A 22295-nucleotide genomic window follows, 5' to 3' on the forward strand; every position below is an offset into this window, starting at 1 on the left:
CTACCCATGGCCGATCATTCGCCCGCCGAAGACGACTTTCCCGAACTGAACCCAGATCTGGTTGAGCGTCTTTCGGGAATGAACGAAGAAGAGGCTGCTCAGCGCACGTCTGCGCTCCGCGCCGGCCTGAGCGACTACGACCTCGAAGACGACGACCTCGCGGTTCTCGACTCCGCATCCGATGATCCGGATGCCATCTACTACCTGCCTGCCCTGCCGGTTTTGGCGATCGTTGGTCGCCCGAACGTCGGCAAGTCAGCTCTCGTGAACCGCATCATCGGTCGTCGTGAAGCTGTTGTGGAGGACACCCCCGGTGTAACCCGCGACCGCGTCAACTACAAGGCCGAGTGGAACAACCGTCACTTCACCATCGTCGACACCGGCGGCTGGGAGCCCGACGCTAAGGGCATCGACGCTTCTGTTGCTGCCCAGGCTGAGATCGCTATCGACCTCGCCGACGCTGTGCTCTTTGTTGTGGATGCCACGGTTGGCCCCACCTCCACCGACGAGCACGTCGTGCGCATGCTTCGCGCCACCAAGAAGCCCGTGATTTTGGTCGCCAACAAGGTTGACGACATCCACCAGGAATCGGATGCCGCAGCGCTCTGGAGCCTCGGCCTTGGTCAGCCGTGGCCGTCATCCGCCGTTCACGGCCGTGGTGTTGCTGACCTGCTCGACCACGTGCTCACGGTTCTGCCGAAGATTTCGACCGTCGCCAAGGAAGAAGTGGGTGGCCCGCGCCGCGTTGCTATCCTCGGTCGCCCGAACGTCGGCAAGTCGAGCCTGCTGAACAAGACTGCTGGCGAAGAGCGCGTTGTTGTCAACGACCTCGCCGGCACGACTCGCGACCCGGTTGACGAGCAGATTGAGCTCGGCGGCAAGTTCTGGCGCTTCGTTGACACGGCCGGCATCCGTCGTCGTGTTGCTTTGGCGCAGGGCGCTGACTTCTATGCAACGCTGCGCACCAGCGCTGCACTGGAAAAGGCTGAAGTCGCTGTTGTCATCTTCGATGTCAGCCAGCCGCTCAGCGTTCAAGACCTCAAGATCGTTGACCTCGTGCTCGAATCGGGCCGTGCGCTCGTTTTGGCCTTCAACAAGTGGGACCTTCTCGACGACGAACGTCGCGACCTGCTCGAGCGAGAAATCGACAAGGACCTCGCGCACGTCGCCTGGGCTCCTCGCGTGAACATCTCGGCTAAGACCGGTCGTCACATGGAGAAGCTCGTTCCGGCTCTTGAGCTGGCGTTGGCCTCGTGGGATACCCGCATTCCGACCGGTAAGTTCAACGCGCTTCTGGCCGAACTTACGCAGGAGCACCCTCACCCGCTTCGTGGTGGCAAGCAGCCGCGCATCCTCTTTGGTACGCAGGCATCGAGCCGCCCGCCAACGTTCGTGCTCTTCACAACCGGGTTCTTGGACCCGCAGTACCGTCGATTCATTACGCGTCGACTGCGCGAGATCTTCGGCTTCGATGGCAGCCCCATCCAGGTCAACATGCGTGTGCGTGAGAAGCGCAAGCGCAAGTAGGTTCTCGAGGTCACAAGCTTCGGCTTAACGCCAAACGGCGAGCCGCTCTCTTTCGAGAGGGGCTCGCCGTTTGTGCGTTAACCGCTGGGGTGTGACGCCCGGGGTGTGACGCCCGGGGTGTGACGCCCGGAGTGTGACGCCCGGGAGTGAGCGGATGCCGGTTGGCGGTCCGCTCACACCGTGCAGTTAGTGAGCGACAGGGGCGTCGCTCGGAGCCGTTTCGGATTCGGGACGCTTCACGAAGAACGTGGCGACGATCGCGAAGAGCGAGATGATGCCGCCGGCCATGAACGCGAGGCGCACACCACCAGCAAGCGCTGTGGCCTCTGGCGCGCCTTCAGCGGCAAGGGCGACCGACTGCACCGTGAGGAGCGCGATGAACAGCGCGGTGCCTGCAGCGCCGGCAAGTTGCTGCACGGTGCTGATGGTGGCGCTGCCGTGCGAGTACAGGTGTGGCTTGAGCGTGCCCAGTGCCGAGGTGAAGAGCGGCGTGAACATGAAGGCGAGTCCGATGCTCATGGGTACGTGGATGGCGACGACCATGAACGGTGAGCTGGTTTCGGAGAGCAGCGTGAAGCTCCACAACGATGCGCTCACCAGTATCGAGCCCGGAATCATGAGGGGGCGCGGGCCGACTTTGTCGTAGAGGCGGCCAACGAAGGGGCTCAAGAACCCCATGACGAGGCTGCCGGGCAGTACGAGCAGTCCGCTCTGGATGGGTTCGAGCCCGAGAACGTTTTGCGTGAACATGGGCAGCAGGATGATGGTGCCGAAGAGGGCGGCCATCATGACCATCATGAGGCCGATTGCGACGGCAAAGCCGGGGGCAGCGAAAGTGCGCAGGTCGAGAAGAGCACTGTCTGTTTTCTGCAGCTTCAGCTGGCGGATGATGAACAACACGAGACTGATGGCGCCGGCGCTGATGGGGATGGCTGGGGCGATGAGAACAGAGTCTCCGGCGGCTGATTCTCCGAGGCTGGAGAGCCCGTAGATCAGGCCGGAGAAGGCGATGGCCGAGAGGATGACCGACAGCATGTCAATCGATACCTTGCGGGGGTCGGTGACGTTCTTTACCTTCGTGATGCCGAGCAGGAGAGCGGTGACAGAGATGGGGATCATGACGATGAAGACCCAGCGCCAGTCGAAGACGGCCAAGACGAGGCCAGCAACGGTTGGTCCGACGGCAGGGGCCATCGACATGACGATGGAAACGTTGCCCATGGTCTTGCCACGAGTTGCGGCAGGAACCAGAGTCATCACGGTTGTCATCAGCAGGGGGAGCATCATGGCGGTACCGGAGGCTTGAATCACCCGTCCCACAATCAGCACGGCAAAGGTGGGCGCCATAGCCCCCAGCAGAGTTCCGATGGTAAAGAGAGACATTGCGGTGATGAAGATGCCACGCGTCGTGAAGCGTTGGATGAGGAATCCGGTAATCGGAATCACCACGGCCATCGTGAGCATGAACGACGTCGACAACCACTGAGCGGTGCTCGGCTCGATGTTGAGGTCTTCCATGATGCGGGGGATCGCCACGACGAGCGAGGTTTCGTTGAGGAACACCACGAAGGTGGCAGCGAGCATCAGGCCGATGACCAAACGGTTGCGGCCGCTGTTATCGACCGGGCTGGCTGGCCCGTCATCGTTGGGGTCAAAAAGAGGGATGCTGCCGGTGATCGGCGCCGTGCTGGTCATAGAAATCCTGTCGTGTGTGAAGCGGTAGGACGAAGCAGCAGCCGGGATTGAAAAGGGTGCACAGATCTCGCGTCATCTTTATTGTCGCTTGGTGCAACGACATCCGGCACTGAAATAGTCCACATTGCCTTTCGCCTGAGGCGAACACGACACCGTGCCAAGCCGCTATCGTTGAGGCACAACTTGTGACACGGGGTGCCCTGCGGGGCTGAGAACACACCCGTCGAACCTGATCTAGTTAGAACTAGCGAAGGGATGTCGTGCATGTCGCGTACGCCACCAAACTTTTTGACCGCCACTCAAGATGCGCTCGAGGCGGTGAGATCGACGTCGCCTCTCGTGCAGTGCATCACCAATAGTGTGGTGGTGGGCTTCACTGCCAATGCGTTGCTTGCTGTGGGAGCAGCGCCGGCCATGGTGGATATCCCGGAAGAAGCCGGCATGTTCGCTGGCGTGGCATCCGGAGTGCTCATCAATCTCGGTACCTGTCGCGAAGAGCAGCGCGCTGCAGCCCTTGAAGCTGCACCGGCCGCCAATGCTGCCGGAACGCCCTGGGTGCTCGACCCGGTCGCCATAGGGGCTCTGCCGGTGCGCACACCACTCGCGTATCGCCTGCGTGACCTCGGGCCTTCCATCGTGCGGGGCAACGCCTCAGAGATTCTGGCGCTCGCCGAATTGGGCACGGGAGGTCGAGGCGTCGACAGCACGAGCAGTGTGGATGCCGCGCTCACCGCCTCCCAGATGCTCGCGCGGGTGACCGGCGGTGTCGTCGCGGTATCGGGTGCGACGGACATGGTGACCGATGGCGTGAGTGTCGTGAGGCTCTCTAACGGGCATCCGGTGCTGACCAAGGTGACGGGTGGTGGCTGTGCGCTTGGCGCGATCATGGCGGCGTTTGCGGCGGTGACTCCGGATGCGCTGACTGCTGCTGTTGCGGCGACGAGCGTGTACACGGTAGCGGCCGACCTCGCGGCGGAGCGTTCGGCACTGCCGGGAAGCTTTGCGGTAGCGCTGTTGGATGCCCTGAGCGAAGTCTCGGTGGACGATATTGCAGAACGGGGGGTCATCGCATGAGCGGCTTCCGAGAGAGTTTCGACCTTTCCACTTATTTAGTGACGGATTCGGCTCAGGCGAAAGCTGCCGGGCATGACCTCGTTGATCTCGTGTACGAGGCTGTGGCCGGGGGAGTGACGATCGTGCAGCTGCGCGAGAAGGACATGCCCGCCCGCGACTTCCTTGATCTGGTGCTTCGAGTGTCTACGGCGGTGGCGCTGAAGGTGCCCGTGCTCGTCAATGACCGAGTCGATGTCTATCTCGCTGCGCGCGAGATGGGTGCTCGGGTTGCTGGGGTGCATGTCGGGCAGGGCGATCTGCCCGCAGCGTCGGTGCGGGCGCTCGTAGGCCCGGGGGCGATTGTGGGTCTGAGCGCATCGACTGACGACCAACTGTACGACGCCAGTGTGGGGTCGGCGGGTGTCGACTATGTCGGCATCGGGGCCTTGCACCCCACGACGACAAAGAAGGACGCTCCGGATGCTCTCGGGCACGATCACATGGCCGAGCTCATTGCGGCGAGTAAGCGACCGACCGTGGCGATCGGTGGGGTGGGGCCGGATGACCTCGCGCTGCTGCGTGCGGGCGGTGCAGACGGTGCTGCAGTGGTGTCTGCCATCTGTGGTGCGGCTGATCCGCGAGAGGCGGCTCGCGCGCTCGCCGCAGCGTGGGCTGGCGTACCAGCGGCCGAAGACGAAGGAGAAGACGCATGAGCGGGGCACGGAGCGGGCTACGGGACCAGACACGGAGCGAAAGCGGTAGCGGTCTGCGGGTTCCTCGCGTTCTGAGCATTGCTGGCAGCGATCCTTCGGGTGGTGCGGGTATCCAGGCCGATCTGAAGTCGATCGCGGCCAATGGTGGCTACGGGATGGCGGCCATCACGGCTCTGACGGCGCAGAACACGCAGGGGGTGCGCGGACTGCATGTGCCGCCCGCTGAGTTCTTGCGCGAGCAACTGGATGCGGTGAGCGACGATGTGGCAATCGATGCCGTGAAGATTGGCATGCTCGGCACCGTCGAGGTTGTCGGTGTCGTGCGGGCGTGGCTTGAGGCTGCGCGGCCTCCGTTGGTCGTGCTCGACCCGGTGATGGTCGCTACGAGTGGCGACCGACTGCTCGATGCCGAAGCCGAGCAGGCGCTGCGCGACCTGGTGCGGGTGTGTGACCTTGTCACGCCGAATATTCCTGAGCTCGCGATCATCGCCGCAGAACCCGCCGCTGAGACGTGGCCTGAGGTGCTGGAGCAGGCGGCGCGAGTCTCTGCCTCCTACGGGGTGCGCGTACTGGCCAAGGGCGGACACTTGAGCGGGGCCGAGGCTCCGGACGCGCTGGTGGATGCCCGTTCCGGGAATGCTGCTGTCGTGACCGAGTTTGCTGGCATCCGTATAGAGACCAGCAACACCCACGGAACTGGCTGTTCGCTGTCGAGTGCGCTCGCAACCCGGATTGCGGCCGGCGGTGAGTGGGCTGCTGCTGTGGGGGAGTCGAAGCGGTGGTTGAGCGAGAGCATCCGTGCCGGTGCGGCGTTGCAGGTGGGGAGCGGGCGTGGTCCGATTAGCCACTTTGCGGGGTCGTGGGAGCGCGGAGGCGTAGAGACGGCGCTGACCGCGGCTGAGGTGCGCGAGCAGTGGTGGGCAGAGATCGCTTCCGTGCGGGCTGAGATCGACAATGGTGACTTTGTGCGGGCGCTGGGGGATGGTTCTCTCGACCGGGGCGACTTCGTCTGGTACCTGGCTCAGGATGCGCTCTACCTGCGCGATTATGCGCGGGCGCTCGCCGAAGCTGCCCGGCTGGCACCCACGGCGGCGGAGCAAGCGTTCTGGGCATCGAGTGCTGAGGGCTGCATCGTGACGGAGCTGCAATTGCACGAGTCGTGGTCTGTGGCCGATGAGCTGTTCGCGGCTTCGCCCAGTGCGACCACCACCGGGTACCTGAACCATCTGCTGGCGACGGCAGCTCGTGGTGACTACGCGGTCCTTGCCGCAGCCCTGTTGCCGTGCTTCTGGGTCTACCACGACGTCGGGTCGCGACTGCACCCGCTGGCGCACCCGGAGCACCCCTACGCCGACTGGCTGACCACGTATGCCGACGACGCGTTCACGGATGCCACAGAGCAGGCCATCACGATAGTGACGGCGCTCGCCGCAGACGCTACCCCGGCGGTTCGGGATGCGATGCTCACGGCTTTCGTGGCATCGACGGAGCATGAACGCGAGTTCTTCGCCGCCGCGCACGGCATCTCGTCTCACTGATTTGGCCGGAGTTGCCGTTTTGGCGCAAAACTGAACATCGGCGCTCAGATTTCGCGGTAAGCTATTCGAGTTGTCGCGGGCTGTAGCGCAGCTTGGTAGCGCACCTGACTGGGGGTCAGGGGGTCGCAGGTTCAAATCCTGTCAGCCCGACAATGTGCCCCGGATTTCTCACGAAGTCCGGGGCTTTTTCTATGCCCAAGCACCTTCGGATTGTGGCCTCGCGCTTAGTTCGAGCACGAAAATGGTTTATCCCAGACGCGGTCTGGCTAACATGAGACATCAGGTGAGCGAAGCTTACTATTGCCATGTTGGAGGCGGTCCAAGGTGAAAACGAAAATCAAGGTTGGGGATGTCTTTATCATTCCTGCTGGCGATGGTCGCGCAGGCGTGGGGCAAGTGGTGGGAGTGTATGGTAAGAGTGACTACTATTTCGCGATCTTTGACACCGTTGTCCCGCTGGAAGTTTCGGACGAGAGAGCAATAGAGGCGCTCAAATCGCCGTTGCTTTTCCTTGGGTTGTCGTTAGACGCCAAAATCTTTTTTGGAGATTGGCCCGTCGTAGCGCACGCGGAAGTGGACCCGTCGATCTTGCTTCCTGCATACAAAGTCTCTATGGGAACCATAGATAATATTCACGTAATTGACTACACAGGCACTCGGAGTCGTCCGGCCACTGAGGCCGAAGTTGACCTCTTGGAGTTCCGGTCGACCGTCTCTCCTGTGCGATTCGAGCGGGCTTTGCGAGCTTCTTTAGGTTTGGAACCGTGGTTAGAGCTGTTCGACAAGCTGAAGCCCAACGAGCTGACTACGACCGCGGCACTCTTCGACTGAATGGCTGCTGTGGTTGGCCCACAGGAATCGTCTCTTGCAGAATCACGATTGGACCAAGGTTTTAGAAAATGACCATTTTTGAACAGCCCCATCCTGCTTTTCTTTCGACGACTCGTGCCGGAATGTGTGCGCTGTGGGAACCGTCGCGTTTCACCCATGTGACTGACTTGGACGCGTGGGAGGATGCGTTCGATAACGACGAATCGATCATAAAGATGATAAAAGAGGGTGCCCTTGTTCCTCTGAACGTGGGTGGGAACTCAACTTTTAAGATTGAAGTTCGTTCCGAAGCGCTCACCGAAAGAGAACAGAGGCTACGACTCGTTACATCGGAGCCCTATCTGCTGAAGACCGAGGGGCTGATACAGGTGGGTGCCCTAGAAGAAATTGGTTCGCTCATGGGGGGCGGGACTGAAATCGCTGTGGGCAAAGGGATTTATGCGGTCACCGTCCATCTGATTGATTGGGTGTCGGAACCGGACGCGCGAGATGCTTCCAGGGAGGCTTCCCCGGATGCGCTGCCAGATTTCATTGTGCAACTTGCCTTGATCGCGCCCGGTAGTGCACCTGTTTTCCGAACTGAAGTGCTTACTTTTCCGCCCCCGCCCGCCGATCTAGCGGCCGGCGTTCAACATGAGTGAAACTAGTTGCTCAGGTGCTGGAAGGGACCCGCAGTGAAGAAGATCGTTATCGGGGATGTATTTATCGTCCCTACGGGTGATGGTCGTGCAGGCGTGGGGCAAGTGGTGGGATTGTATCGAAAGAGCTACTACTATTTCGCTATCTTTGACGCTGTGCTCCCTCTCGAAGTTGCGGCCGAGAGAGCAATAGAGGCGCTCACGTCGCCGGTGCTTTTTCTCGCGCTGTCTTTGGACGCCAAAATCTATGTAGGGCACTGGACGGTAGTGACGCGGACGGCTGTGCATGCTGCGGTGCGTCTCCCCGCCTACAAAGTCGCAATGGGAACTATAGATAATATCCACGTAATTGACTATTCAGGCACGCGAAGCCGACCCGCGACTCGGGCTGAAATCAACTTCTTGCAGTACCGGAGAACAGTGGCCCCCGCCATATTGGAAGGGGCGCTTCGCGCGTCTTTGGGCTTGGAGCCCTGGCATCAAGAATTGGATGAACTCAAGCCTGACTGGGTGATCACCACATCCGCGTTTTTCAAGTAACCGCGAGCGTTGTGAGAGGAAAAATGAAGTGAGCTTTGTGCGATTGGCCACCGTGGCGCCGGATCTTGTGGAAGAGATATCCCAGCGTGACGGCTCCGAGCTAAGTGCTATATCGAGCGCTGTCGTGGCTTGGGCGCTCGGGCAGGTGAAGATAGGGGATCCTCGCCTCGTCGTAGCGCTCTCCGCTCTGAAGGAGCGGCGCGTGAGTGATCGAGTTCGTGACCAGCTGTGGGAGCTTGTTCAAGAACTGGATGAGTTGGCCTGGGATCTTCAGGAGTCAGAAGCGGGTGATGAAACCCTTGTGGAATACGCCCACGCGTTTGCCCGAGCGCGTGCGGTGAACGCTCTCTGCTATGCCCTCATAGCGCCCGCATCGTCTGAATCGGTCGCTGATTGCCTGTACGAAGCTCAGGCAGCCACCGGTGACGTGAACGGTTTGCGAAACGTCGTTCGTCAAGCCTTGCCCAACACTAACCCAACACTTTGAATCGGTATTGCTTCGAAATCGTCAGTAATTGGCAGAACCATTTTCGATCAAGGACGCCTTAGATCCCCTATGTTTCCGCGGTTTCCGGCACCGTCCGGTATTCCGCAGACCCCACGATTCTGAGTCAGGGGGTCGCAGGTTCAAATCCTGTCAGCCCGACAATGTGCCCCGGACTTTTCACGAAGTCCGGGGCTTTTTCTATGGGATTTTGCGACGCCGTATGCAACCCAACACCAACCCGACACTTTGAGTAGCTGAGCCGCTGACGATTGCACCATGCGTCGCATTGCCGCGTGAATCGTTGCTGATCAGGCACTCTACAGGCCAGCCCATAGCCAATTGCAAGATTTGGCTGAGATGGTGGCTTTCGGTCAGACCGGCCGCTCAAACGCTTGGAGCCCCATATGTCTCAGCAAGCCAGATCCACTCTGATCGCAGGCGTTGCTGCTGCATCGTTGCTCGTACTCGCGGGGTGTTCGAACACTTCCGCGGAGGTGTCAGAGTCGACTTCGTCCGTGCCGTCGTCGACATCGGTACCCAGTGATTCTGTTGCTGAAGAGCAAACATTTACCGCGGACGTATGGGCTGACAACTGGTTCGCTCTTTACGTCAATGGCGAACTCGTGGGCGAAGACTCGGTGCCAATTACAACCGAACGCTCCTTCAACAAGGAGACCATAACCTTCACAGCAAGCTACCCGCTCACGATCGCAATCGAGGCCAAAGACTTCAAGGAGACCGACTCCGGGCTCGAATACATTGGGGAGCCGAACCAGCAGATGGGAGACGGAGGGCTGATCGCACAGGTCACTGACGATGCCGGCTCTGTGGTCGCGGTGACGAACTCGTCGTGGTCATCGTTGGTGACCCAACGGGCTCCGCTAGACACGAGCTGCGAAAATTCGAGTGCCCCGGATGTGGAGTGCACGTTCACCGAGACCGAGGCCGACGCGGATTGGTTCACCGACGGCTACGACTCCACCAGCTGGAATTTCGCGTCGGAGTTCACTGCCGCCGAAGTCGGCCCTAAAGATGGCTACACCGAAGTGGCGTGGGACGCCAGCGCGCAGCTAATTTGGGCAGACAGCCTGACCCAGGACAACACGATCTTGTTCCGTACTGTCGTCGAATCACCGTAGTTATGGGCGACATCAACCTCAGACGATTGACGTCGTCGCGCGATATCGAGGAGCAGCCGAGAGGAACTTCTGACTCTGGCAACGGGCATCACGGGGAGCTATTACCCTTCGTCGGGCGTACCAAGCCGAAGAGACTCGCGTTCGTTAGGGCAGTCGGTTCGACCTTGCGGCCGGCTGTCCACCAGACGGGACGGGGCCGCTCACATCCACGTCTGGTCTGGACGTTGATAGTCCTTTTTCATTTTCTGGGAGTCGCCATTTTGTTGCCGGCGGGCATGAGTGGTTCCGGCGCGGCAGTGGTCGGTGTGGGCGTTGTCGCTTATCTCATCGGCCTGCGTCATGCGTTTGATCCGGATCACCTTATGGCGATCGACAACTCCGCGAGAATAGCGGTTGGCCAGGGGAAACCGCGTGCAACGCTGGGATTCTTCTTTTCTCTGGGGCACGGCACAGTCGTGTTTGTCGTCTCGGTGGTGGCCATCGCTTTTGTCTCCCTTTCTGCGGCGAACGTGGCAGGTGCAACAGAGTCGCCGAGTTTCTCGGTGCTTCCAGACGGCACCGGCATCGCGGGCACGATTTCAGGGTGTTTCCTCATTCTGGTGGGTCTCATCAATGCACTGATCACTCTCAGGATCGTCCGCGCCCGGCGACAAGAACAGCGTGGGCCCAAATCCGAATCGCGCCCCAGAGCGCGCGGTGGCTTGTGGCCGGTGCTCCAGCGCTTCGTTGGCACAGTACCTAGGCCCGGCCGGATGTATGTTGTGGGACTGCTGTTTGGTCTCAGCCTCGACACCGCGGCATCGGTGTCGCTGCTCATCGTGGGAGGCTCATCGTCACAGTTCTCTGGGATGGTGGAACTCAGTGTCGGTCTCCCGATCCTCTTCCTTGCGGGGATGAGCCTGGGAGATACCGCCAGCGGCCACCTCGCAACGCGGGCATACCGTTGGGCCAGCAACGACACGCATAGGCACGAGGTCGTGAACCTGGTACTGACGGGAGTATCGTCCACGGCCGCACTTGTACTCGGCGTCTTCATCCTCGCCACTGCTGATGTGGTCGGCCAGATCGCTCTGGGGATCTTCGCGACGGCGTGCGTCGTATCGCTCTCGGCAGCGTGGCACCGTCGCAAACGGGCTGAGAATTTTCCCTCACATCACCGTGCAGAATCGCCCCCATCTCGGACCAACGAACCATCAGGAGTTGCAACGCTATGAATGAGCACGTCCATCCCCATGAGCATGTCCATCCGCATGACCACGTGCATCCGCATGAACATGTGCATCCGCACGAACACGTCCACCCGCACGAACACGTGCACCCGCATGAGCCGCGGACCGCGGCCCTCTCGCGTCGAGCGCTCCTTAGCGCCGGTGGGCTGAGCATCGGCGCGCTGCTCCTTGCTGCCTGCGGTGCAGAGTCAGTCGGGACCACGGAAACGCTGGGGGCTAGCCCATCGACAGTCCCCTCCGAAAGCGCTGTAGCGGGACTGTCGGGATTCGACGAGTTCGCGTCGACGGTCAATACCTTCGTCAACGGTGACTATTGGATGGTCGAGAGCACTGGCCTCCCCTCCCACAACATGATGGTGGGGATTACCAGTTGGCAGCAACAATTCCCTTTCCCGCAGCCGTTCAGCGGCGACAACGCGTTTCGGTTGCCCGTTTCTCCGTCGTTAGCTGAGACTCCTGTGTCGGCCAAAACGGGTCTCTTTAGCGGGGCCATTGCCCTCGCAGTGAATGGCGTTCCCATTTTCAACGCATTGAACAACCGCGGGGATGACGCGCTCCTTGCGGGAGAACTCGACGAATGGGGCGGTCACTGTGGTAAAGCTGACGACTACCACTATCACGTGGCGCCGCTTCACCTTGAGAGCGCCGTTGGCTATGCAAAACCGATCGCCTATGCGCTTGACGGCTATGCGATCTACGGCTCATTGGAGCCTGACGGGTCAGCTCTCCAAGCGCTCGACGAGTACAACGGCCATCCCGATGAGAACGCGGGATATCACTATCACGGAACCGAAACGTACCCCTATATCAATGGCGGGTTGGTTGGCGAAGTAACCGTGTCGAATGATGCCGTGGATCCACAGCCACACACGACCCCGGCTCGGCCTGCAGGGGAGCCTCTCCGCGGGGCGGTGATAACCGATTTCGAAACCATCGAACCGGGGAGCTACCGGCTTGGTTTCGAGTTGGACGGCCAGTCCAGCGTCATCGCCTACACAGTTACCGATACGACAGTCACATTCGATTACACGGATGCGATCGGCAACTCCGGTACTGAAACGTTCACTCGCTAGCACCCTCCTGGACTCGGTTCCGACATTATATTGAGCCAGATCTGGCCTTTGCCTGCCGAGGAAGCTGGTGAATCTGAGAACCTTTGACGGGGAGCGATCGTCGTGGCTTAAGCGCCCGCTACCGCGTGCTTGATTGACAGCGTTGATGAGGGAGGCGCCGTTGATCGCGAGCTCATGCTTTCGCTCGAACGGCTCCCACTGTGGGTTGCGCGCGGTGCCCTCAATATTGTCGATGTTGAGCCTTGTCAGCTCGGTGGTGTTGTGAGGCGTTAGGCGGCATTCGATTGTGAGCGACTCGAATATCGCCTTCAGCCGGTCGTCGGTGAGTTCAGCCATCCCGGGTTTTGCATCTTCGACACCATGAGTCTCATTTCTCATTGTGCTCCGCCAACGAGAAGAGGCTATGCAAACTTCGGTAAGCCAGCCCCGCCCGCGGGGCCGAGTCTGAGGGGGAGGTGCATACCGGGGCTTCTGGATTCGTCTTGACACGGGGCGACCCCAAGAAGGCCGCTTCAGCTGAAGTGCCGCGGTCCCGTAACCCGCACGACGAGCTTCCGCGGGCAGCCGGCACAGTTCGCTGTCTGGCAGACTCCACGATTTTGAGTCAAGGGGTCTCGGATTCAAAACCTGTCAGCCCCACGGGAAATCCCTGATGAGAAGTGATTTCCATTAGGGATTTGTCGTTTCTGAACGTCGTCTTCCCTGCCCCCTTGGCCAAGTAGGCGCGGTCGACCCGTGGATGACAGAATCTGTCGCGATGCTCTGGCCGTGGGCTCGGGGATGGTGAGGCGCCCTTGGCGTTGCAGCGCATCGTTTAGGGGCGCCCTCATCCAGGGGACTTCCCGGAGGCACTCAATGATCACCACGCACTAGGCAGATGTCTCGAGGGAGGCTAATGACCGGTGGTGCGATAAGGCGGAAGACGACGTACCTGAGTCTATTGATCGTCGGTAGTGGCACGGATGTGGGCGCGTTGGCCCTGCCGCCCGACGAGGCTGAGGTACTCAACGGGGCCCGCGCTGGTCGCGCCGAACCAATGCGGGGTCCGTGTGTCGAATTCGGCGGCTTCTCCTGCGCGGAGGGTGAGGTCGTGGTCACCAAGGACGAGGCGCAAAGTGCCGTTGAGGACATAGGCCCAGTCGTATCCCTCGTGAGAGCGGAGGGCGGGGACGGCATCGTCGTTGCCCGTGGGAAGAACAAACTTGAATGCTTGGATGCCTCCGGGGCGGCGGGTGAGCGGGATGATGATTGACCCGTCGGTGCACGACATGGGGCGAAGATCGACGCGGGGGTTGGCAGTGCGGGGTGCGTCAACAAGGGAGTCAAGTGTGACGCCGTAATAGCGGGCCAACGGCAGGAGCTGCTCCAGCGTCGGTCGGCGCAGGCCGACCTCCAGCCGGGAGAGCGTACTTGCGGATACACCGGTCTCTGCAGCAAGCGTGGTCAGGGTGACGTCACGCCGCAGGCGTAGGTGCTTGAGTCGGGGCCCGACAGTGTCGAGAGTCTGGCTAGCGGTTTCATCCATACCTTGATTTTGCCATTCGGCAAGAATATTTGCCACCACTTGTGGTCGCGAGGGAGTCTGGTTCAGACATCCCGAACGACAGGAGGACAGGGCAATGACCATGAATACTGAGCTGGTGTTCGTCCGCGCCAAGCGCGCACTCGACAGCCAAAACGCGTTGGAAAACGCGTGATGCGCGAGTTCGATAAGAGCTACTGGGAGGACCACTGGTCCCCAGCCCTGACCGGCGAGGACCAACGCCTCCCCGTCAATCCCTATCTCTCGGCTGAGATCACGCACCTGCCTGTCGGGACCGCGTTTGACGCAGGCTGCGGTGCCGGGGCTGAGACACTCTGGCTGGCAGAACGTGGCTGGGCGGTCACCGCTGCCGACATCTCTGCGACAGCGCTGATAACCGCCCAGAAGCGTGCCGCCGCTGCCGGTCTGGATGACCGGATCGAGTGGCTGGAAGCGGATCTTGCTCGCTGGGAACCTGAACAGACATGGAATCTCGTGGTCACCAGTTATGCCCACGCCGATATCGGGCAACTCGCGTTCTATGAGCGCATCGCCTCATGGGTAGCCTCGGGCGGCACACTTCTGATCGTGGGGCATCGCCACGGCCACGAGCAGCCTGACGATGCGACAGTGACGCTGACCGGGATCACGTCTCTGTTCGCTAGGCCTCACTGGCGCATCGAGACAAACTACGAGAACACCCGCACGGTCCATCTAGGCGATCACCCCGTGCAACTGCGCGACGTGATCGTCCGCGCGCACCGCCTCACCTAACTCGCCCCTTCGTTGCACGCCGAGGCTCTACTCGGCACTGTTTTCCCCTTCCGCCCGTCCTGTCTCGGACGGGCGGAACCAACCGTGAAAGGAACTCCTCAACTATGACCTCCACCCCTGCGACCGATGCGGCCATCGCCTCGCCACTCATCGATGATCCACGCCGACGGCGTGCGATCCTCTGGGCCGTCTGCATCGCACTGATGGCCGTCGTCGCCTCCGTCTCGGGCCTTAACGTCGCCCAGCCACAGCTGGCAACGACCTTCCATGCCTCCCAAGGGCAAGTGCTCTGGATCATCAATACCTACACCCTCACCCTCGCAGCTCTCCTGCTGCCCCTAGGCGCAGCAGGAGACCGACTGGGACGCAAGCCCGTCCTCATCGTTGGGCTGATCGTCTTCGGGATCGCGAATATCTCCGCCGCCGTCGCCCCGATCGTGGAGGTCATGCTGGCAGCGCGCCTACTCAGTGGTATCGGCGCGGCGATGATCATGCCCGTCACACTCTCTGTGATCACTTCCTCGTTCCCCGACAAGGAGCGTTCCAGAGCGATCGGCTTGTGGACCGCGGTGGCCGGTGGCGGCGGCATCCTCGGCATGTACCTCTCCGCCCTGCTGGTGGATGTTGCGTCCTGGCGGTGGCTCTTCGCGCTGCCCATCGTGCTCACGGTTGCAGCGGTGCTAATCGGAGTCCGTGCCGTTCCGAACTCTCGCGAACTAGCCCCGGGCCGGTTCGACCTGCTCGGCACTCTCACCTCGATCATCGCCACTGTGGGATTCACCTTCGCACTGCATGAGGCCCCCGGACTCGGCTGGACTGCTCCAATCGTTCTCGCCACTCTGGCCGCCGCGCTGATCGCCACCGTCGGGTTCGTAGTGTGGGAGCTGCGCACCCCGTTCCCTCTGCTGGACATGAGGCACTTCCGTACCCGTGGACTCTCCTCCGGAACCACGCTGCTGCTGGTCCTGTTCGGCGTTCAGGGTGGAATCTCTCTGGTCTTGTACCCGTTCTTCCAAGTCGTACTCGGCTGGAGCGGGCTGCTGGCCACTCTCGGGATGATGCCGATGGCGCTGCTGATGATGCTCGCGTCCGGCCTTGCGCCTCGCCTCGCGGCCCGGATCGGCGCCCGCGCAGCAATGGCCGGAGGTCTGAGCATCACCACCATAGGGCTTGCACTTATGGCAGCACTCGTCTCCGCTTCAGGCGGCTATCTCAGCGTTCTTCCCGGGCTGATCGTCATGGGACTTGGCGCAGGTCTGGCGATGACTCCGTCGACCGAGGCCATCACTTCTTCGCTCCCGCGGGAACAACAAGGCGTGGCGTCCGCACTCAACGATCTCACCCGCGAACTCGGCTCTGCGCTTGGTATCGCCCTGCTTGGAGGACTCCTTGTTGCTGGATACCAAAACACCATCTCAGCTCGTCTTGACGGCGTACCGGAGGACCTCGCCGCCACAGCGAGCGAAGGCATCGCCAACGCCTCCGCCGTCAGCCACAACGCCGGTGAGTACGCCGAGCAGATCCTCGCTGCCGCGCAGGAGGCGTTCATCGCCGGGTGGCAGCAGGCCATGTGGGTCGGAGTCGCCGTGATGACCGTCCTCGTGCTCTTCGTCCTCATCCGTGGTCCCAAGACCGACTCGGCCGAAAAGTAGACCTTGCCATGACATCCGCCACTTCAGCTCCCGTACGAGTTGAGGTCTGGTCAGACCCTCAATGCGTGTGGTGCCTCATCGCGCACCTCCGCTTCGAGAAAGCCGTCGCCGCTTTCGAGGGTGAGGTCGACGTCGCTTACAGGTCGGTTGAGGTCCGACTCGACGCTGCTGACGAGACTGGGAACCGGGCAGCTCTCTTCAAGAGGCACTTCACCGCATATTTCACCGAAGGCCGCCGCATCGGACGTAAAGACGAGCTCGTCGACCTCGCTCACGAGGTCGGACTCGACCGCGACTCAGCACGTGAAGCGCTCACGGACCGCCGGCATCGGGAGGCGGTCGATCGGGACGGTGACCGTCTGCGCTACCTGCGCGCGCTGCTTACCTTTCGGAACCAGCAACTGACAGCAGGGCATCTCCGGAGCACAGCCCGTGCAGGCGTACCTCGACGCCCTCCAGAAAACTATCGAAGCATGAGCGACGACAAACTCACCTTCTTGACCCGCGCCCCATCGACCGATCGCGTCGCCGGAGAATATGAGCCATCAGAATGACACTTTCCCCGGATTCGTCGTTCGGTAACGCCGGATTGCTGTTGCGAGTTCAGGGCGCGATGGCGCGAACTCCATCAAGCCCGGTCTCGGTTGGGGCGGGGAGCCGGGACTCGGAACCCGATAGCTGAGCAAGGGGTAGCGGAGCAAGGGGCGCAGGTTCAAATCCTGTCAGCCCGCAATACGGAAAAAGGATCGCCCTTCGGGACAGTCCTTTTTTCGCATTCACAAGGCGAAGATGTGAGTTCTTCTCCACATCACCGCTACGATTCCCTCATGTCAACTAACACTCCCGAATGGTTTGGTTCAGCAGCGCGCAACACCGCGTATCAGCCGATCGTGCAAGTGTTCTTCATGCTCGTGTATTTGATCTGGTGGATCTTCGCTGCTCCCGTTGTCGGGACGCTCATTTTCGTCGTGGGGGTCGCCTATGCCGCGGTCGTCGTGTTTCTCTCAGTCCGCAACATCCGGCACGCCGCCAACTTTCCCAATGTGCCCACCGCTGAAGGTGCGCTTATCGGAAAGCGCATGGGAATCCTTTCGGGAATCTCTTATGGCACGCTGTGGATCGTAGCGATCGTGCTCGCGTTGCTCGGTGAGTGGCGTCTAGTGTTTCCCGCTGTGGCGCTCATCATCGGAGCTCATTTCTTCCCGTTAGCGTTCATCTTCCGACGTCGCATTGATTTTCTTCTCGCGCCAATCGCGGTCGTGTTCGCAGTGATCGGGTTTCTGGTTGCTGCGCGCCCAGAGATTTCGTGGGCCTTTGTATATGCGATCTCCGGAATCGGCGGTGCGGTCGCCACGGCGGCATACGCCGTGTACTTGCTCTTCACTTACCGCAACCTGTGTCGCGAAGCAGGCGTCGCGCGAGAGAAACTAGGTTGAAGTTTGTGCGACTAAGCACTGTTGCTCCAGACCTCACGGCGGAGATCTCCACGCTTGGCGACGTTTCGCTCCGTGATGTATCTCGTGCCGCCGCTACTTGGGTTCTGAGCCAGGTCGATATTGACGATGTTCGTCCCCGAGTAGCTAACGCTCTCTGGTTCGCCCTCGCAACCCCTGCGTCGGCCGAAACGGTCGCTGAGCGTCTATACGAAGCCTAGGCAGCCACTGGCGACGTGGACGGTTTGCGAGCTGTCATCCTTCAGCCCAAGGGATGATCGCGGCACCGTTACCTGTGCCCGACCGCCCATCAGCGGGGAGGGTGCTTCTGCTAACAGAAGCAGCCGCGCCGTTGAGCGGGTTTTAGTCCTTGCGCTTGCCGGCGGCCTTGTCTTTCTTGTCAGCGCGCTTCTCTTTGAGAGACTTGCTGGCTACAGTCTTGCCGCATGATCTCTTGGGTGATTTATGTGTTGTCGCAAGCTACTGAAATACCCCGAACTCACGGATTGTGGGTTTGGCTAACCTGGCGTCCCTGGCCGCGGCCCTCAACCCGCATCCACGTGCTCGCTCGCACCAAAGGCCTCATCGAGTTCGCCGATCTCGCCGAACTCATACTCCCACTCGTGCTCTCGGGCGCCAGTTGCCGGGATTACACGTACGGCATCGGTGGGCAAGGACCTGGCGCGATTGTCGAGGAAGAAGGCGTTCTTGCGGGGGTCGAGGCCCGAGATGTCGCCCACAAACTGCCAGTTTTTTCTCCGTGCAAACGTGTGGGTGTACTCCAACCACTGCTGCAGGGTCGGCTCCGCGCCGCCATGATTCTGCCTGTAGTACACCCGCGTCGAAGCGAACTCGCTCGCGAGTCCGATGCCGGGGTTAGGCAAATTGCCCTGAAGCGCGCGCTGCGCGAGTTGGCGGGCGGAAAGCTTCACGGCGGACCACGGCTGTCGCTGCACGTCGAGGTGACGCTGCAACTGACCTCGGGGAATGTTGGTCCCCGGGTAGACGCCACCGGTGCGCACAAAGTGACTACTCGGCCGGTTGTAGTGTCGTTCGGCCGCGCGCCGGTTGCGCAACTCTGGCTGCAGTGTCGTGGAATACGCCCTAATAAAGCGGGTGAATGTCGGATAAACCGTGTGCGTGAATAGCGCAAAGCTGTTGAACATCGCCCACAGCACGGCGGCGTTGTCGGCGTTGTCAGCGCCGCCGGCCTCGTGCACCAGCAACTTGGCAGACCAGATGAGGTCGTCCGCAGAGAAGGGGTACGTGAAGGTGCCCCGCGGCGTCGTGCACTCGAGCGTGCCGAGTGTGATTCCCGCGAGGTTAGCGCTCGTCGACGCAGACCCAGCCGCTCCCGAGGACGTCGTGCTCGACGCGGATCCCGCCCCTGCCCCGGCGGCGCCTGCGCCCGCAGCAGCACTTGCGGCCGGTGACCCGAGAGCCGCCCACGTGATGGGACCAACGACGCCGTCAGCACTCAGCCCTCGCGCCGCCTGGAACGCCTTGACCCTCGCCTGCGTTCCCGCGCCAAAGATGCCGTCGCTGGCTGTAGCGAATCCCGCCGCCGAGAGGGCGGTCTGAAGCTCCCGCACAGCACTGCCGCGGGCGCCGCGCCTCAAAGTAGGGCGCACTGGTCCTGGTGTGGGCGGAGTGGGGGCAGAACGGGGTGCTGGCGACGGCCCCGAGGCTGTGGTGCCGAGCGTCGCGAGCAGGTAGGTCGTGGGGTCGAGCAATCCCACAGGTGCTGCCTGACCGTGCGTCCACCGCTTGTTGCGTGTGGTTCCTCGGGTATACATCTCGAAGTGGAGCATGTGCCCCCCGCCGGGGTTTCGCCCGATGAGGCCGATGGTTTGCCCCGCTGTCACGGTGTCTCCGACCTTGAGCCCGTGACGGGTGAGGGAGTCGGGCGAGACCTCTCCGTAGTTGATGACCACTTGTGGGTGTTCCACGAGCAGTGCCCACGTGGTCTTGGTTTGTCCGCAGCAGAACCCGTAGAACGCGACGATGCGGCCGTCTTCACACGCCACAACCTCGTCGCCGATTTCGGCGTTGAGATCGACGGCGCAGTGCCTCCGCGTGAATGGACCCCGTGCGGGTCGACCTGCAGAGAAGCGGCGCCCCGCGTTTCTTCCCACGCCGGTCCCGTCGCTCGCCTTGTAGTTCACCTCGGTGGGCTGGGCGTGGGTGGAGCGCACGGGGAAGTGGGCGCCAGTAGAGGGGACCGGAGCGTGGGGCGCGCCGACCTGAGCTGGCGCAGGGGCAGATGCCTGATCCTCAAAGCTCGCTTCCCATTCATCCTCTTCGTCGACCTCGCACTCCTGTTCGGACTCGAAGTCGCCCTCGGCCTGCAGCGACTCGCTTGGCTCCCGCTGCCACTCGTCGCCTGCCTCACGTGCACCCTCGTCGAAGAACTCGCTTGTCACCCACTCGTCCTCGGAAGTCTCCCAACCGTCTTCTTCCGCGGTGACATCCCCACCCACCGGTTCAGCTATGGATGGCCCCTCGTCGTCGGCGAAGTCCTCCCAGGCGGAGGACGACTCCCACTCGCTCAGCGCGGCGCCGTCTGCATCGACGTCCGACACCTCCCCAAACGGCGACGCCGGGGCGGCGAAGTAATCTGCGGTCGACATGTCAGGCACCTGCGCGGGTGGCCGCGAGTTCTGGGCGTGGCACGCGCAGCGGCTGCGCGCTGGCGGTCACAGCAGTGCCGGTGGGACGCTCTTTGACTCGATCGCCTGTTGCTGACTGCCACAGGTTGATGAGGTCGTTCATGTCCTCGGTCAACTGCGACGCGGGTGAGTAGAGGGCCTCGGCCTGGACCGGATCGTCGAAGATTCCCAACTCAATGGCGCGGAGAACGCTCGACGAGAGTTCCGCCATCTCCAGCAATTCGCGGCTTCGGGTGGCGGACTTCATTCCCACCCGCTCTGCGATGGCCGTGAGACGCCCGTCTGGCGTACTCGCCTGGGCCTTGAGGTCCTTCACGATCGGCGAGTCTGAGCGCAATGTCAGGTCGAACCAGCTGAGCGCGGACACGTACGCGAACTCCTCGCGCGCCAGCGCGCCGCCCTGCCTGCGTTGATTCAGCATGTCGCGGATCGCACGGCACAGCAGCGCGACGTACGACGGATCCGTGGGGTTAACTCCTGCCGCGTTCTTGCGGTTCTCGAGTCCCATCCAGACCTGGCGCAACAACTCCGTCCACTTCTCGCGGAAGTCGAGGTTCACTCCGCTCCCGACTCCCTGTTTCCACGCGTCGGGGGTCGTGGCGCCGCCCCAGATGTTGGGGATCTGGTGCGGGAGGTCGAGCCCGAACATCCGCCAGTAGGCGTTGCGGCGGTTCACGCGGGCGTAGGGCCGCATCTCGCTGATCACGCCGCCGATGGAAAACAGTGGCGGATCCCTGAAGAACAGTTCCTCCGTGCTGCGCAGCCACTTCACACTCTCGGGCGACAGCGAGCCGAGGGTCTCGCCGAGCACCATTCTGCGCACCACCTCCGAGAAGATCTCCATGACGCCGGTGCTCTCGACAAGGTAGGCGTAAATCAGCTGGTGCCAGATCAGCCCGCCCGATCCAGGGGAAGCCTCAAGCGGCCCGCGCACGCGCGACCAGTTGTCGGGGTTAGTGACGCTGATTCCGGATGGATCGATCAGCCCCCCTGCAGCCTGCGTTGGCAGATTGAGGTCCTCGATGATCTGGCTCGCGCCGAGCAGGGGAGCGGCATTCGGGGGAGTGACGCCAGGGAGGGGCGGAACGAGGGCGCCCGCGGCCCAGGCCTCGTCGAGCCATCGACTGAGCTGGACCGGGTGCACGAGAAAAACGGATGTGGCGGGCTTGCCCTGCGCTACAAACGTGTTCGCTAGATTGAGGAACATTGCTTCTCTCCTAGTTCTTGGGTGATTTCGGCGATTTGGGGGAGTTCGAGCGGGCACCGACAGCGGGTTCGGGCAGATGTGCCGAACTCTTCGTCGGGTGCGCAGACGCAGCGATCATGCGACCAGCGGAGTCGTACACCACCGCGAGTACCACTGCGGATCCGGATGATTGACTTGGCACCTCAACGGTGCCTGCGTCGGACAATTCGCCCGCATCGTAGTAGTCGATCTCGCCAGATTTTGTGCGCAGCGTAAGCTCCACCGTCTCACCGCGGCGTGCACGCGGAGGGATTTCGATGACGAGCGTTCTGCCGTGCAGCGTCGACGGCACAAAGCCGCTGAACGTGGACTTGCCGCCTCGCCCGGTTCTCCCCAGCAGACCAGTGATCATCCCGTACCGAAATGCCGTGTCCGACTGAACTACCTCCTCGCGCGTTGGCCCGGAGTCGCGAGGCGCGGACAACGGCCCGCCGGCGAAGCGTGCAATCGCCCTGTCGAACATCTCCTCGAATTGACGCTCGTCCCACCCGGTCGATGCGGGTGCGGTGGACTCGTTAGTGGTCATGAGGGTTTTC

At 61.7% G+C, this 22295-nt stretch carries 21 protein-coding genes, 1 tRNA gene, 1 pseudogene and 1 riboswitch; of the genes and pseudogenes, 17 read left to right on the plus strand and 6 right to left on the minus strand.

Annotated features, from left to right (window positions below):
- Positions 1-6: 6 nt before the first annotated feature.
- Positions 7-1527, plus strand: coding sequence for a ribosome biogenesis GTPase Der (der, locus tag ACWFSR_RS05990; RefSeq protein ID WP_197105410.1), 1521 nt, complete (start codon positions 7-9; stop codon positions 1525-1527).
- A 186-nt stretch (positions 1528-1713) separates the two neighbouring features.
- On the opposite strand, the gene ACWFSR_RS05995 is transcribed toward der, so the two are convergent.
- On the minus strand, positions 1714-3222 hold the full coding sequence (locus tag ACWFSR_RS05995; protein WP_197105411.1) for an MDR family MFS transporter: 1509 nt from the start codon (positions 3220-3222) through the stop codon (positions 1714-1716).
- A 181-nt stretch (positions 3223-3403) separates the two neighbouring features.
- Positions 3404-3495: riboswitch (TPP riboswitch) on the plus strand.
- On the opposite strand from ACWFSR_RS05995, the gene thiM reads away from it, so the two are divergent.
- From thiM to ACWFSR_RS06050, 11 genes are all read left to right on the plus strand, one after another.
- Positions 3487-4296, plus strand: a complete 810-nt coding sequence (thiM, locus tag ACWFSR_RS06000; protein ID WP_197105412.1) for a hydroxyethylthiazole kinase — start codon at positions 3487-3489, stop codon at positions 4294-4296. Its footprint overlaps the riboswitch before it by 9 nt.
- Positions 4293-4988, plus strand: coding sequence for a thiamine phosphate synthase (gene thiE, locus ACWFSR_RS06005; protein ID WP_447523316.1), 696 nt, complete (start codon positions 4293-4295; stop codon positions 4986-4988). Before thiM ends, thiE begins: the two co-directional genes overlap by 4 nt.
- Positions 4985-6526: a bifunctional hydroxymethylpyrimidine kinase/phosphomethylpyrimidine kinase gene (locus tag ACWFSR_RS06010; protein WP_447523317.1), complete on the plus strand. Its 1542-nt coding sequence runs from the start codon at positions 4985-4987 to the stop codon at positions 6524-6526. Before thiE ends, ACWFSR_RS06010 begins: the two co-directional genes overlap by 4 nt.
- Positions 6527-6602: 76 nt before the next feature.
- Positions 6603-6676: transfer RNA gene (locus ACWFSR_RS06015), tRNA-Pro, on the plus strand.
- A 174-nt stretch (positions 6677-6850) separates the two neighbouring features.
- A complete protein-coding gene (locus tag ACWFSR_RS06020) occupies positions 6851-7357 on the plus strand; it encodes an Imm26 family immunity protein (protein ID WP_197105415.1) in 507 nt (168 codons plus the stop codon).
- A 68-nt stretch (positions 7358-7425) separates the two neighbouring features.
- Positions 7426-7998 carry a hypothetical protein gene (locus ACWFSR_RS06025; RefSeq protein WP_447523318.1) on the plus strand — a complete coding sequence of 191 codons (573 nt, stop codon included), beginning with the start codon at positions 7426-7428 and terminating at the stop codon, positions 7996-7998.
- A gap of 33 nt (positions 7999-8031) precedes the next feature.
- Positions 8032-8535, plus strand: coding sequence for a hypothetical protein (locus tag ACWFSR_RS06030; RefSeq protein ID WP_447523319.1), 504 nt, complete (start codon positions 8032-8034; stop codon positions 8533-8535).
- A gap of 202 nt (positions 8536-8737) precedes the next feature.
- Complete coding sequence (locus tag ACWFSR_RS06035) at positions 8738-9022, plus strand: hypothetical protein (protein ID WP_447523320.1); 285 nt, start codon at positions 8738-8740, stop codon at positions 9020-9022.
- A gap of 404 nt (positions 9023-9426) precedes the next feature.
- Positions 9427-10161 (plus strand): hypothetical protein, encoded by a 735-nt coding sequence (locus ACWFSR_RS06040; RefSeq protein WP_447523321.1) that lies wholly within the window; start codon positions 9427-9429, stop codon positions 10159-10161.
- A 275-nt stretch (positions 10162-10436) separates the two neighbouring features.
- Positions 10437-11375 carry a HoxN/HupN/NixA family nickel/cobalt transporter gene (locus ACWFSR_RS06045; RefSeq protein ID WP_447523322.1) on the plus strand — a complete coding sequence of 313 codons (939 nt, stop codon included), beginning with the start codon at positions 10437-10439 and terminating at the stop codon, positions 11373-11375.
- The gene (locus tag ACWFSR_RS06050) at positions 11372-12463 is read left to right on the plus strand and encodes a YHYH protein (RefSeq protein WP_447523323.1); all 1092 of its coding nucleotides are present in this window, start codon (positions 11372-11374) and stop codon (positions 12461-12463) included. The genes ACWFSR_RS06045 and ACWFSR_RS06050 overlap by 4 nt, the downstream gene beginning before the upstream one ends.
- 138 nt (positions 12464-12601) lie before the next feature.
- On the opposite strand, the pseudogene ACWFSR_RS06055 reads toward ACWFSR_RS06050, so the two are convergent.
- Positions 12602-12841 (minus strand): annotated as a pseudogene (locus ACWFSR_RS06055) (HTH domain-containing protein); the annotation flags it as partial.
- 559 nt (positions 12842-13400) lie between these two features.
- Complete coding sequence (locus tag ACWFSR_RS06060; protein WP_447523324.1) at positions 13401-13988, minus strand: helix-turn-helix domain-containing protein; 588 nt, start codon at positions 13986-13988, stop codon at positions 13401-13403.
- Between the two features lie 171 nt (positions 13989-14159).
- On the opposite strand from ACWFSR_RS06060, the gene ACWFSR_RS06065 reads away from it, so the two are divergent.
- From ACWFSR_RS06065 to ACWFSR_RS06085, 5 genes are all read left to right on the plus strand, one after another.
- Positions 14160-14759, plus strand: a complete 600-nt coding sequence (locus ACWFSR_RS06065) for a class I SAM-dependent methyltransferase (protein WP_447523325.1) — start codon at positions 14160-14162, stop codon at positions 14757-14759.
- A gap of 104 nt (positions 14760-14863) precedes the next feature.
- Entirely contained in the window at positions 14864-16411 is a 1548-nt protein-coding gene (locus tag ACWFSR_RS06070; protein WP_447523326.1) for an MFS transporter, read from the plus strand.
- A gap of 8 nt (positions 16412-16419) precedes the next feature.
- Positions 16420-16965: a DsbA family oxidoreductase gene (locus tag ACWFSR_RS06075; protein WP_447523327.1), complete on the plus strand. Its 546-nt coding sequence runs from the start codon at positions 16420-16422 to the stop codon at positions 16963-16965.
- A 273-nt stretch (positions 16966-17238) separates the two neighbouring features.
- Positions 17239-17847: a hypothetical protein gene (locus ACWFSR_RS06080; protein WP_447523328.1), complete on the plus strand. Its 609-nt coding sequence runs from the start codon at positions 17239-17241 to the stop codon at positions 17845-17847.
- Between the two features lie 5 nt (positions 17848-17852).
- On the plus strand, positions 17853-18065 hold the full coding sequence (locus ACWFSR_RS06085; protein ID WP_447523329.1) for a hypothetical protein: 213 nt from the start codon (positions 17853-17855) through the stop codon (positions 18063-18065).
- Between the two features lie 324 nt (positions 18066-18389).
- On the opposite strand, the gene ACWFSR_RS06090 is transcribed toward ACWFSR_RS06085, so the two are convergent.
- The 3 genes from ACWFSR_RS06090 to ACWFSR_RS06100 are packed head-to-tail and all read right to left on the minus strand — an operon-like array spanning position 18390 to position 22285.
- Positions 18390-20474, minus strand: a complete 2085-nt coding sequence (locus tag ACWFSR_RS06090; protein ID WP_447523330.1) for a peptidoglycan-binding protein — start codon at positions 20472-20474, stop codon at positions 18390-18392.
- A 1-nt stretch (position 20475) separates the two neighbouring features.
- Positions 20476-21720: a hypothetical protein gene (locus tag ACWFSR_RS06095; protein WP_197135341.1), complete on the minus strand. Its 1245-nt coding sequence runs from the start codon at positions 21718-21720 to the stop codon at positions 20476-20478.
- A gap of 10 nt (positions 21721-21730) precedes the next feature.
- On the minus strand, positions 21731-22285 hold the full coding sequence (locus ACWFSR_RS06100; protein ID WP_447523331.1) for a hypothetical protein: 555 nt from the start codon (positions 22283-22285) through the stop codon (positions 21731-21733).
- Positions 22286-22295: the final 10 nt, after the last annotated feature.

The sequence above is a fragment of the Salinibacterium sp. NYA9b genome (assembly GCF_976973725.1).

Coding starts and splice junctions, on each gene's coding strand:
- der (WP_197105410.1), top strand. CDS start 7: ATGGCCGATCATTCGCCCGCCGAAGACGACTTTCCCGAACTGAACCCA.
- ACWFSR_RS05995 (WP_197105411.1), bottom strand. CDS start 3,222: ATGACCAGCACGGCGCCGATCACCGGCAGCATCCCTCTTTTTGACCCC.
- thiM (WP_197105412.1), top strand. CDS start 3,487: ATGTCGCGTACGCCACCAAACTTTTTGACCGCCACTCAAGATGCGCTC.
- thiE (WP_447523316.1), top strand. CDS start 4,293: ATGAGCGGCTTCCGAGAGAGTTTCGACCTTTCCACTTATTTAGTGACG.
- ACWFSR_RS06010 (WP_447523317.1), top strand. CDS start 4,985: ATGAGCGGGGCACGGAGCGGGCTACGGGACCAGACACGGAGCGAAAGC.
- ACWFSR_RS06025 (WP_447523318.1), top strand. CDS start 7,426: ATGACCATTTTTGAACAGCCCCATCCTGCTTTTCTTTCGACGACTCGT.
- ACWFSR_RS06040 (WP_447523321.1), top strand. CDS start 9,427: ATGTCTCAGCAAGCCAGATCCACTCTGATCGCAGGCGTTGCTGCTGCA.
- ACWFSR_RS06045 (WP_447523322.1), top strand. CDS start 10,437: ATGAGTGGTTCCGGCGCGGCAGTGGTCGGTGTGGGCGTTGTCGCTTAT.
- ACWFSR_RS06050 (WP_447523323.1), top strand. CDS start 11,372: ATGAATGAGCACGTCCATCCCCATGAGCATGTCCATCCGCATGACCAC.
- ACWFSR_RS06060 (WP_447523324.1), bottom strand. CDS start 13,988: ATGGATGAAACCGCTAGCCAGACTCTCGACACTGTCGGGCCCCGACTC.
- ACWFSR_RS06065 (WP_447523325.1), top strand. CDS start 14,160: ATGCGCGAGTTCGATAAGAGCTACTGGGAGGACCACTGGTCCCCAGCC.
- ACWFSR_RS06070 (WP_447523326.1), top strand. CDS start 14,864: ATGACCTCCACCCCTGCGACCGATGCGGCCATCGCCTCGCCACTCATC.
- ACWFSR_RS06075 (WP_447523327.1), top strand. CDS start 16,420: ATGACATCCGCCACTTCAGCTCCCGTACGAGTTGAGGTCTGGTCAGAC.
- ACWFSR_RS06080 (WP_447523328.1), top strand. CDS start 17,239: ATGTCAACTAACACTCCCGAATGGTTTGGTTCAGCAGCGCGCAACACC.
- ACWFSR_RS06090 (WP_447523330.1), bottom strand. CDS start 20,474: ATGTCGACCGCAGATTACTTCGCCGCCCCGGCGTCGCCGTTTGGGGAG.
- ACWFSR_RS06095 (WP_197135341.1), bottom strand. CDS start 21,720: ATGTTCCTCAATCTAGCGAACACGTTTGTAGCGCAGGGCAAGCCCGCC.
- ACWFSR_RS06100 (WP_447523331.1), bottom strand. CDS start 22,285: ATGACCACTAACGAGTCCACCGCACCCGCATCGACCGGGTGGGACGAG.